The following is a 10,914-nucleotide window of genomic DNA, read 5'->3' as shown; positions in this document are numbered from 1 at the left end:
CCGCGGCCGACGGCAGCCGGATGGCGGCGTGTCTTAGGTTGTTATAGCGGATCACTCCGGTCAGCGGAGGGCTGGTGGTCGAAGTTGAACTCTTCGAGGTCCTTGTGGGCCGGGAACCGCACGGCTTTGATCCGTGTCGCCGCTCCGGAGGCTTCGCGTTCGGAGACTTCCCGGGAAAGGACCGCGGCCAGGTACTCCTCATGGGACCAGCCGGCGCCCCGGGTCTGGTCCCCGAGCCGGCGGAACCCGTCGCTGATCCGCGGTGCACGCAGGGCCCTGGCGTAGTACTCGATCTATGACGGGGCCCCGGTCATGATGCCCCTCCGGGACCAGGTTCGGCTGCTGGCCGAGGTCGATGCCGAAAATCTCGTCGTAGGCGGCCAGATCCCGCACCTGCACCGCTCCCTCGGGTTCGGGGTGACGGATCCGCTGGGTCCGGAAATCCCGGCGCATGAGCGCCGCGCCGGCCACATGGGCCGGATCGGTCAGGACCAGGTGCCGGGCCCATGCCCGGACATGGGTGGCGATGATGACGCCGTCATGGGTGACCCAGACGGTGTCCAAATCAGCGGTGACATCCACGATCCTCCCAATGAACGAAGGGTCCACGGAATAATCGTCGGAGAACACCCGCACGTAGTAATACCGCGGCAGCCGCACCGCGTTACGAAACACCGCGTCCGGGGTCACCGGCGGCAGTTCCCTCATCCTCTCCCGGACCAGGACGATCAGCTCATCAGGGCGGCCGTGGCGGGACCGCGAGTACCGGTGATTGGTCTTGGGCAGCCAATCCTCGAGCTGGCCGTTGAAATCAGCCGGCGAGCGAAAATCCCGGCCCGGCATGAATCGCTGCCGGAAGAACCTGTTCATCCGTTCGACCATGCCCTTGGACTCCGGATCCCGCGGCGGAAGAAGTTTGATCTCCACTCCCAGGGACCCGGCGAACGCGGCCACCGGTTCCGTGGGCCGGCGCCTGCCGATGCCGGACTCGTTGTCCCCGAGCAGCCTGGACGGAACGGCCTGCGCATCCTGAAGCAGAGTCCACATCCCACCCAGAAGGTCCGGCGTCGTCCGCGACGGCAGCATCCGTGCCTGGATGAAACCGGAGAACGCCGAGGGATTCCCCTGCACCGGGGGCATGCCGGTCTGGCCCGCACCGACGGGCAACGGCTCGTGCGGGAACCAGAGGTCGCACTGGACCTGGAACCGCGGCTCATGGACCAGACGGTCAGCTGGGTCAGGCGGCGCGTATTCAGGCCGGATCGCGGCGACCTTCGCCCGGAACAGCGACGCGGAACCGGACCAGCCCACCCGCTCCGCGAGCGTCGCGGCCGGCATCGTCGGCGTCTTCACCAACAACTCCCGCACCCTAGGGACAAACGCATCAAAACTCGACACTCCCGCCGACCGCTGATACTTTGGCGCCCGGTCCGACCCCAGCGCCCGGTCAACCGTTCCGCGGGAAACCCCCACGATCCTGCCGATCTCACGCTTCGAGTGCTTGCCCGTCGAAAACAGGTGGCGTATCTCCGCCCAATCACCCAAATTGATCACCTTCCATAATGGTCGGTGGCCCTACTTTAAGTTGGCGTTCCTGGCCCTATTTTCGGTTGGCGGCAACATACGAGCCACCGACGTTCATGGACACGAAATTGGATTTCACCACGAACCACGAACCACGAAGAGCCGGTTTCACCAGCAACCGCCAAGAGTCTGCCAGACGGCGGCGATGAAGGAAACTGACCGGCTGCAAGCGACCAGGACCAAATAGTGGGCAGAAATGCAAAATCATTTGGTCAACCAGGTAACAACGGCGAAGGTCAAGGCCGCGAATCGCCACGATCAAAAGCGTCAAGCGCACCGCCCGCGGGTTTCGCGACACGACCAACTACCATTCCGTAACCTGTTGAGAAGCGTGGCCCGGACGGTGGCGTGAATTCATCTCGGTGTACTGGTCTTCGCCACGGGACGGAAAGAGCTCCCAAAGGAAGTATGCTATGGCCGCTATCAATTCCCCCGACGCCCACCGGTCACGGTGTTCGCAATGCGTACATCCATCCTATGATCCCTTCTGTTCAGCTACCTTTGAGGATTCGACAATGCCCCCAGCGCGGCAATTATTTGGGCAAACTCAGAGAAATCCCTCGACTCATAAGGTCCTATTCCCATCGCGGAGAGCCGTTCGTATAGCCGTCCTTGCAAGCCCCTCGGAAGGTTGCCGTAGAAGTTGCTGTTCGCCTTAGCATAAAAAGTGAGACGTAGCTTCTCACTGAGTCTCAGTATCGCCTCAGGTATTGGATCTCTGTAGCTCATTTGGACGGCTTCGAGACCCACGAATTTGATTAGGTACACAGCTAAAAAGTCTAAGGATGTATTCGTACCCCATACAATGGGAATCTCTGGCGGACTTGCCGCATCGAGTTGCAATGCAGATTCCGTGCGGTATGCGGCTGCGCGAAGCAAAAGGCTCTTGCGGTAGGACTTCTCCTCCCCCGGATTAGCAACAGAACGGAATATCTTCGGTATCAGATGGGGGAACCGTTCCAGAGCGTATTGTGCAGTTGCCACTTCTGTTAATCCGAGAACAGGATTAAATACCGGCATGCCGGTTAGTTCAGACATAGTCGATGGCCCAGGCTGAACCTGCTCCGCAAAACGAAAGTACTTAGGTCTAGCCTCGGTCACCGTGCCGAAGCTTATGTTATCAGCTTTTAGGCTGTCTCGAAGTAGAAGGTTGCCTATCGCCATGAAGCTCCATGAAGCGCGGTTGAGACCAATTTCTACCAGATTGGTGCAGATTACGTTCGAGCCGAATATTTCAAACATGGGTCGTTCTCTGGCAAATCTTCCTCCAAAATCTAGAGACACAAGAGGGGTATCTGGCGGTAAGATATCACGAGCGGTGAGAGAATCGAACCCCCCAGAGAAAGCGAGACTAAATTTATTGGTTAGGACGGTGGGTGATTTAGACTGGCTGGGTAATAGTTGAACTTTGGAGCCAGTCAGTCCTTCGCGATTACAGTGCATGTCTACTCGCTCGAGCACGTCTGAAGAAACGGGAAAGTCAAATTCAATGCTGGCACCGCGACCTATAAGTAATGCTGCAGCCGCGGCGACCGCATCATTTTTTGGAAACACGTTGGGGGGAAGGTCAAAGTATGGAGATTTGAACCCATTGGATGACTCAATTTTGAAGGTAAGACGTCCGTCTGAGCTCACGTCTAATGCCGAGACCTTGTATCGGCCCGGGATAGTATCTCTGTTCACGACACTTCTTTCGCTACGTCGGCGGGTCTCCAAATTTTTTGCGAGTCTGTGGACAACGAGTGCACATCGGCTTCGGTTTGGCTTGAAGTTTGCCATCCGAGGATGGGAGTTGCCTAAATTAAATATTCGACGAAATACGCGGTCTTAGGCCGTTTAGTCTCGGTATTTTTTAAGACATGAGATTTGACGCGTAATTATGTTGATTCAGAATCATGTCAAAAAGGCAGATCGACTGCCAATGGCTGAGCCGGCTTCATGGACGAAATTGGATTACCGGTTTGTCGTTGTTCGGTTGTTGTTGAAGTCCGGGAGTCGGGTGCCTACGTTGAGGAGTTGGGCGATGGCCGCGATGCAGCGGGCTGCGGCGTGGCCGTCGCCGTAGGGGTTCACGGCGTTGGCCATCGCCGAATAGGCTGTCGGGTCATTGAGCAAGGTGGTGACCTCCTGGACGATGACGGATTCATCCGTGCCGATCAGTTTTACGGTGCCGGCGGAGACCGCTTCGGGGCGTTCGGTGTTGTTCCGCATTACCAGCACGGGTTTGCCGAGGCTGGGGGCTTCTTCCTGGACGCCGCCGGAATCGGTGAGAACCACGTGGGCCAGGGACAGCAGCCGGGTGAATTCACCATAGCCAAGGGGTTCGGTGATGACTACGTTCGGCTTGCCGGTGATGGCCGGGAGGACGGCTTCGCGGACGGCTGGGTTCTTATGCACCGGCAGGACGATGGTCACCTCCGGGTGAGCGTCGGCGATGCGGGCCAGGGCGCGGCCGATCCCGTCCATGGTGTTGCCCTGATTTTCCCGCCGATGCGTGGTCACCAGCAGGATTTCCTTGCCGGCCTCGGCCAGATCCTGCAGGGCCCGGTCCTGGAAGGGTACGTTCTTCTCGACGGTTTCCAGCAGTGCGTCGATGACGGTGTTCCCGGTGACGGCGATGTCCTCGGGGTTGATGTTCTCCCGGAGCAGGTTGGCTTTACTGACCGATGTCGGGGCCAGATGGAGGCTGGAAATGTGGCTGGAGATTTTCCGGTTGCCCTCTTCAGGGAACGGGGAGAAGAGGTCCCCGCTGCGCAGTCCCGCTTCGACATGGACGACCGGGATACCGCGGTAGAACGCGGCGATGGCCGCCGCCGTGGAGGTGGTGGTGTCACCTTGGACAATGACGGCGTCGGGTGCATCGGCTTCAAACAAGGCGTCCAGCCCAGTGATGGTTTTGGCCATGATGGAGTTCAGGGTCTGCCGGGGCGCGATGATGTTCAGGTCGTGGTCCGGGGCGATGCCGAAGAGTTCGTTGACCTGGTCCAGCATTTCCCGGTGCTGGCCGGTCACCGTGACCACGCAGTCGAACTGTGTGGACGCCTGGATGGCTTTAATGATCGGAGCCATTTTGATGGCTTCCGGACGCGTGCCATAGATCGGCATCAGCTTAAGCATGTAGTTCCCCCGGGAAATTGGCGTGCGATTCCATATCAAGTACTGGACTAGTGTAATGGATGACGTGGCAGCCCAGTGCAGCAGGAATCCGTCTCTGTGTCGCTGACCGGTCAGCCGACGAAGACCAGCGCGGCTACCAGAGTGGGCACCGCTATACACACCAGGACAACCAGCACCGCAGCCACTCGGCGCTTGACGCGCAATTGTTTGGATCGGACAGTGAATGACGTTTCGCATGGCTCGACGTCCGACGTCGCCTGCGGGGGCTCCTTTATAGAGCGGCGACTCGATACTTTTGCGAACCGACGTTTCTGGTACCAGGAGATATGCAGGTGCCGGGCAGCCGGAAGGCCATTTGCTGGCAGCTTGGGCACGTGCCCCTCCTGTTCTTTTGCTCGTAGTCTGCCGCTGGCGGCACCATTTCTTCGGTTGTTCATTCTTACATGGGGAGCCAGTGCGAACCTGAGTGGAAGGTCGATTTCTAGTCCGCCGCTGCGCATTCCGGCCGCAAATTCGCATCAATCAGGCCACCGGACTCGACAACGAATCGGCGCAACCAGCCGAACGGCGAGAGGTCAGGCTCGGAAACGACCATCTGCACGTCGGCGGTGGTGCACTGGGTGATCAGGGCCTTGGCGCGCGAGGCATGGTAGCGGGACGTCACGACGATGATGGAGTGCCAGCCTTTCTCGCTGACCAGTTTTCCTATGGCGGCGGCTTCGCCCCTGGTATCCAGTGAAGCGGGCTGGAAGCACACCAGCGTAAAGGGGATCACACCCGGGTACTCGCAGACGCCGTCGGCCTGTACATTACCGGCGCTGTGCGTATGCGAGATGGCCAGGACGGGCGCAACTCCGGCTTCCACCAGGTCGCGGGCTACGGGGAGGCGTTCGGCGCTGGCGCCGCCGAGCATGATGACGGCGTCGGCCTTGCGGGGTTTGGTCTGTTCCGGATTGGCGAAGAGCTGGTATGCGACCAGGAACCAGACCAGTACGACTATGCCCACAATGATGATCCCGCCGGCGGCGAGACGCCGGGCGGGGGAGTTGGGGACGGGCACCAGCTAATATTACCGGCCGTAAGTCGCGGAGGAGCTCCGCCGGCTGCGGGTTCGTCGCTTTACCCGCGTGACCAGCCACGCGATGACCGCTCCGATCGCTGCTCCCAAGGTGTTGACGGCAACGTCGGCGAGGGTGGACGTGCGGCCGCTGAGGAAAAGCAGCTGGGCCAGTTCAATGCAGCATGGCGCCGCGCATCCGATGATGACGGCGGCCCACCAGCGGCGCGGCGGGAGCATCAACGCGACCAGGAACCCAAACGGAATGAACAACAGGACGTTTGCCGCCGACTCCACGAAGGTGTAATCGACCCAGCCGGGGACGCCGTGCCCATGCAGGAACTGCAGCGTGTCCGCGAGCAGGCCGTCGATGGGTTTGTCCACATGACTGGGCCAAAAGACAATCAACGCCAGGACAAGCAGGTATACCCCGAGGACCAGCTGAGGGACACGGGTGTGCGCGGGACGGGTTGGCTTAGGCACAAGGTTAAATGTAGTGCTCAGGAGGTTGTCAGTGGCCCGTTATACGGTTGCTCCATGACGTTACGAGTAGGGGAGCTCTCCGAATCCGGGCTGCTGGCGCGCATTTTTCCACTCCTGGACGGCAGTGCTTCGGTGCTGTTGGGGCCGGGGGATGATGCGGCAGTGGTGGCGGCACCGGACGGGCGCATGGTGGTCTCAATCGACACGCAGGTCCAGGACCGGGATTTCCGGTTGCAGTGGGCCAATGGGTACGCCTCCACCGGGTATGACGTGGGCTGGAAGGCCGCGGCGCAGAACCTCAGTGACATTAATGCGATGGGTGCGGTTGCCAGTTCCTTGGTGGTCAGCCTGACCCTGCCGGAGACCACGCCGGTGTCCTGGGCGGAAGGGCTCACGGAGGGGCTCAATGCCGCGATCCGGGAGCTGGGAGCCGCGGATTGTTCGGTGGCCGGCGGGGACCTTTCCGGGGGGAGCGAAATTGTGGTGACGGTGGCGGTCATGGGCTCGCTGCAGGGCAGGAAGCCGGTACTGCGATCCGGGGCGCAGGACGGCGATACGGTTGCGCTGGCCGGGACCGTGGGGCATGCGGCGGCGGGTTGGGCCGTGCTGGAAAGCGAGGACGACGGCGGCGGCGGCCAGCTTGGCGACAGCGGGCGGTTCCACGACGGCAGGCCCGACGACGGCGGCGACCGGCCCGACGTCGTCGCCCTCTTTTGCCGTCCCCGGCCGCCACTGGCCGCCGGCCCGGCGGCAGCGATCGCCGGAGCTACCGCCATGCTGGACATTTCCGACGGGCTAATCCGCGATGCCGGACGGCTGGCCCGGGCAAGCGGCGTGTCGCTGGACCTGGACCGGGCGGCTTTGGCCCAGCTGGCGCGCCCGTTGGCCGGGACCGCGGCGCTGCTCGGTGCGGATCCGATGGACTGGGTGCTCGGCGGCGGGGAAGACCACGGACTTTTAGCGACATTTCCGCCCGGTCTACCACTCCCGGACGGCTTCACTGCGATAGGCTCGATAGTGCCCGGCGGGCGAAAAATCGAATCAGTACCGCCGGTAACAATCGCAGGGATAGCTGCGGATACCGTGGGATGGGATCATTTTGCAGTCTAAAATTGCCGCCAACGCGCCTGCCGTCCGGCGCTGGCTGGCCAAGGCCGAAGAGACGCTGGGCAACCATAGCGACCGGCTGAACGCGATTAATATTTTCCCGGTGGCCGATGGGGACACCGGGACAAACCTCTACCTGACCGTGCGGGCTGCGTCGGCCGCGATCCATGATTCGGAGCTGGCGGATGTGGGCGAGGTGCTCGCCGTGGCCGGGCGGGCAGCAATGGAGCACGCCCGCGGCAACTCCGGGACGTTGTTCTCCGTGTTCCTTGCAGCCCTGGCGGAGCCGCTGATTGGATCCACCCGGCTCAGCGCGCCGCTGCTGGCGGCCGGCCTGCAGCGCGCACAAATCAGGGCGTGGTCCGCGCTGAGCGAACCATTGCCGGGCACTTTGCTCTCGGTTTTGGAGGCCAGTGCAGAGGCCGCGGCAGCGGTGGACGCAGCGCAGCACGGCGATGACAGCAACCATGCCCTGTCCGTGGCCCTCGACGCTGCGGTACAGGCCGCGTTGGAAGCGGTAGTGCAGACCGAAAGCCAGCTGGGTGCGCTGCGGGAAGCAAAAGTGGTCGACGCCGGTGGAGTAGGCCTGCTGCTGGTGCTGGACTGCCTTCGCTCAGCGGTGCTGGGACAGGAACTGGACGCCGAGCTGGTGGACGGGCTCTCCGGTTATGACGTGCAGGATCCACACATCCACGCGGATATGCCCGAAATCCGGGGCGTGGAAATTATGTGCACCATTAATCTTTCGCCGTTGGCGGCGGCCGGGTTGCGGATACAGCTCGACGAGCTGGGGGATTCGGTGATCATGAGCGCCGTGTCACCTTTGGATGAGCCCGACGGCGGCTACCGCTGGCGGCTGCACGTCCATGTGCCCGAATCCGGACCTGCGCTGGAACTGATCCACGCGGCCGGGGACCCGACCAACGTCTCCGTGATACAGCTCAGCGCGATTGACCGGGACGCCGAGGAAGCAGCCCGGAGTTCCACCCAGGCCGAAGGAAACCCGGGACTGCCAGCAAGCGCGGCGGGTCCGGAAAGCCGGGACGTTCCCGAATTCACGGGCGCCACAAGTGCATTGCTGCCGGAATCTGCACTGTTGCCGGAATCCGTTTTGAGCCCCGATACCCATGAGCTCGGCTAACCCGCTGCCGCCGTCGTCCTCCTCCGGAGCACAGCCGTCCGGCCCGGCCGAGTTCGCGCTGCCGCTGGACCGGCTGATCGGGAAAGCTTCCGCCACCAGCCTGGAGAAGCACCTGGGGCTGACCACCGTAGGGGAGCTGCTGAACTACTTCCCGCGGCGCTACCTCAACCGCGGCGAGCTGACCCCGATCGACAAGATCCCCGTGAATGAGGACGTCACCATCATGGCCCGGGTGCTGTCTGTGACGAAGCGCAGAATGCGCGAGCGCAAAGGCTTCATCACAGATGTGGTGGTTACCGACGACACGGGTGCGCTGGCCGGACTGAAAATCAGCTTCTTCAATGGTTTCAAGGCCGAAAAGGAGCTGCAGCCGCGCGCCCTGGCGCTGTTTTCCGGCAAGGTCACCCTTTACAACCACGCGCGCACGCTCACTAATCCGCTGTTCGAGCTGCTCCCCGATGATGAGCTGGCCGGGCACGAGGCGGAATTCCATGCCCAGCGGCCCCTACCCGTCTATTCCGCCACGGCGAAGCTGCCGAGCTGGAAAATTCAGCGGGTGGTGGAGACTGTGCTGGCCGCGGTGGATTTCAGCCGGCTGCGCGACCCGTTGCCCTTGGGAATTGTGCGCCGGGAAAAGTTCGTGGACCTGGAGGAAGCGTACCGCCAGATTCACGCGCCGTCCGAGCCTGCGGACTGGCAGCGCGCCCGGGACAGGTTCCGCTATCAGGAAGCACTGGTGCTGCAGACCGCCCTGGTGCGGCGGCGGGCGCAGACGGCCGCGGAGGAGGCTACCGCACGCCGGGGCACGGCGGACGGGCTGCTTGCAGCCTTTGACGCCGCGCTGCCCTTCACACTGACCCCGGGGCAGCAATCCGTGGGTGATGTGCTGGCTGCGGAACTGTCCGTGGACCATCCGATGAACCGCCTGCTGCAGGGCGAAGTGGGTTCCGGCAAGACGGTGGTGGCACTGCGCGCCATGCTTCAGGTCATCGATTCCGGCGGCCAGGCGGCACTGCTGGCCCCCACCGAGGTCCTCGCCGCACAGCATTACCAATCCATCCGTGCCATTTTGGGTCCGCTGGCCGCGGACGGCATCCTCGGCGGTCTGCTGAGCGGAGCCGGCGGGGATGCCCCAGGAGGTGTCAACGGAGATGTTCCAGCCAGTACGCAGGTTACGCTGCTGACCGGATCGATGCCCGCCGCTGCGCGCAAACGGGCCCTGCTGGATGCAGCGTCCGGCACCGCGGGAATCATCATTGGCACGCATGCCCTGCTGTCGGACAATGTTCGGTTCTTTGACCTCGGCCTGATCGTGGTGGACGAGCAGCATCGCTTCGGTGTGGAGCAGCGCGATGTGCTGCGCAACAAGGCACACAAGCCCCCGCACCTTTTGGTCATGACCGCCACACCGATCCCGCGCACCGTTGCCATGACCGTCTTCGGAGACCTGGAAATGTCCGTCCTGCGCGAACTCCCGGCCGGCCGCGCCCCGATTTCCACCCATCAGGTGGGGCTGGTGGAAAATCCCGGCTGGGTGCGCCGGATCTGGAGCCGCGCGCGGGAGGAGATCGACGCCGGCCACCAGGTGTACGTGGTCTGTCCCAAAATCGGTGACGACAGCGACGACAGCGACGACAGCGACGGCGATGATGGCGGCTACGATGGCTCCGTCGGTGATGGCTCCGGTTATGGCTCCGGTGGCGTCGGCGGTGCGGGACCGCTGTTGAGCGCGGCCTCAACAGGGCAGCAGGGGGCCTCCGCGGACCAGGGGAACCCGGCGGGCCGCCCGGCCGGCGCGTCCAGACCGGACCTCGCGGAGGTGAACACCGTCGTCGAGCAGCTCCGCACCGAGCCTGCTCTGGCCGGTGCCCGGATCGAAGCCCTGCACGGCCGGCTGGACACCGAGGACAAGGCCGACACCATGGCCGCATTCGTTGCCGGCGACGTGGATGTCCTGGTCTCCACCACCGTGATCGAGGTGGGCGTGGACGTGCACAACGCGACGATGATGGTCATTTTGGACGCGGACCGGTTCGGCATTTCCCAACTGCACCAGCTCCGTGGCCGAGTGGGCCGCGGGGGGCTGCCGGGAACATGCCTGCTGGTGACCGCGCTGGAACCGCCGCACCCCAGCCGGCGCCGGCTCGACGCCGTCGCCGCCACCACCGACGGCTTTGTACTCTCGCAGGAGGACCTCAAGCTCCGCCGCGAAGGCGACATTCTGGGCGCCTCGCAGTCCGGCGGCCGCTCCACCCTGCGGCTGCTGCGCGTGCTGGCGCACGAGGACATCATCGCCCGGGCCCGCGAGGACGCCGCGGAGATTGTGCGCAAGGACCCGCAGCTGCGCGAGAATTCGGCGTTGGAAGCGGCCATTGAAGCCTATTTGAATCCGGAGAAAGAGGCATTCCTTGAACGCGGCTAAGCC

Annotated in this window: 11 protein-coding genes; 3 read left to right on the top strand and 8 right to left on the bottom strand. The window is 63.0% G+C overall.

Features of this window, described 5'->3' with window-relative positions:
- Positions 1–41: 41 nt before the first annotated feature.
- The 8 genes from IV500_RS21380 to IV500_RS07080 all read right to left on the bottom strand — a co-directional run bounded on the left by IV500_RS21380 (position 42) and on the right by IV500_RS07080 (position 6,241).
- Positions 42–257 carry an ATP-binding protein gene (locus IV500_RS21380; protein ID WP_312875853.1) on the bottom strand — a complete coding sequence of 72 codons (216 nt, stop codon included), beginning with the start codon at positions 255–257 and terminating at the stop codon, positions 42–44.
- Entirely contained in the window at positions 199–1,554 is a 1,356-nt protein-coding gene (locus IV500_RS07110) for a Mu transposase domain-containing protein (RefSeq protein WP_312875849.1), read from the bottom strand. The genes IV500_RS21380 and IV500_RS07110 overlap by 59 nt, the downstream gene beginning before the upstream one ends.
- Before the next feature lie 46 nt (positions 1,555–1,600).
- Positions 1,601–1,855, bottom strand: coding sequence for a hypothetical protein (locus IV500_RS07105; protein WP_196396103.1), 255 nt, complete (start codon positions 1,853–1,855; stop codon positions 1,601–1,603).
- Positions 1,856–2,079: 224 nt separating this feature from the next.
- Positions 2,080–3,219, bottom strand: coding sequence for a hypothetical protein (locus IV500_RS07100; RefSeq protein ID WP_196396102.1), 1,140 nt, complete (start codon positions 3,217–3,219; stop codon positions 2,080–2,082).
- 318 nt (positions 3,220–3,537) lie between these two features.
- Complete coding sequence (gene wecB / locus IV500_RS07095; protein WP_196396101.1) at positions 3,538–4,701, bottom strand: non-hydrolyzing UDP-N-acetylglucosamine 2-epimerase; 1,164 nt, start codon at positions 4,699–4,701, stop codon at positions 3,538–3,540.
- 110 nt (positions 4,702–4,811) lie between these two features.
- Positions 4,812–5,075 carry a hypothetical protein gene (locus tag IV500_RS07090; protein ID WP_196396100.1) on the bottom strand — a complete coding sequence of 88 codons (264 nt, stop codon included), beginning with the start codon at positions 5,073–5,075 and terminating at the stop codon, positions 4,812–4,814.
- Between the two features lie 107 nt (positions 5,076–5,182).
- Positions 5,183–5,761: a YdcF family protein gene (locus IV500_RS07085; protein ID WP_312875848.1), complete on the bottom strand. Its 579-nt coding sequence runs from the start codon at positions 5,759–5,761 to the stop codon at positions 5,183–5,185.
- A gap of 9 nt (positions 5,762–5,770) precedes the next feature.
- Positions 5,771–6,241, bottom strand: a complete 471-nt coding sequence (locus IV500_RS07080) for a VanZ family protein (RefSeq protein ID WP_196396099.1) — start codon at positions 6,239–6,241, stop codon at positions 5,771–5,773.
- A gap of 54 nt (positions 6,242–6,295) precedes the next feature.
- Between IV500_RS07080 and IV500_RS07075 the strand changes: the two genes are divergently transcribed.
- The 3 genes from IV500_RS07075 to IV500_RS07065 are packed head-to-tail and all read left to right on the top strand — an operon-like array spanning position 6,296 to position 10,911.
- A complete protein-coding gene (locus tag IV500_RS07075) occupies positions 6,296–7,351 on the top strand; it encodes a thiamine-phosphate kinase (protein ID WP_196396098.1) in 1,056 nt (351 codons plus the stop codon).
- On the top strand, positions 7,341–8,489 hold the full coding sequence (locus tag IV500_RS07070) for a DAK2 domain-containing protein (protein ID WP_230854610.1): 1,149 nt from the start codon (positions 7,341–7,343) through the stop codon (positions 8,487–8,489). Before IV500_RS07075 ends, IV500_RS07070 begins: the two co-directional genes overlap by 11 nt.
- Positions 8,476–10,911, top strand: coding sequence for an ATP-dependent DNA helicase RecG (locus IV500_RS07065; protein WP_196396097.1), 2,436 nt, complete (start codon positions 8,476–8,478; stop codon positions 10,909–10,911). The genes IV500_RS07070 and IV500_RS07065 overlap by 14 nt, the downstream gene beginning before the upstream one ends.
- Positions 10,912–10,914: the final 3 nt, after the last annotated feature.

It is taken from the genome of Arthrobacter terrae (assembly GCF_015708085.1).
GTDB lineage: Bacteria > Actinomycetota > Actinomycetes > Actinomycetales > Micrococcaceae > Arthrobacter_M > Arthrobacter_M terrae.
The sequence above is the reverse complement of the archived record's forward strand: the minus strand, read 5'-3'. Positions and strand labels throughout refer to the sequence as shown.

Bases quoted from the DNA above. Each gene is read 5' to 3' on its own strand.
- IV500_RS07065 (WP_196396097.1), top strand. From the start codon at position 8,476: ATGAGCTCGGCTAACCCGCTGCCGCCGTCGTCCTCCTCCGGAGCACAG.
- IV500_RS07075 (WP_196396098.1), top strand. From the start codon at position 6,296: ATGACGTTACGAGTAGGGGAGCTCTCCGAATCCGGGCTGCTGGCGCGC.
- wecB (WP_196396101.1), bottom strand. From the start codon at position 4,701: ATGCTTAAGCTGATGCCGATCTATGGCACGCGTCCGGAAGCCATCAAA.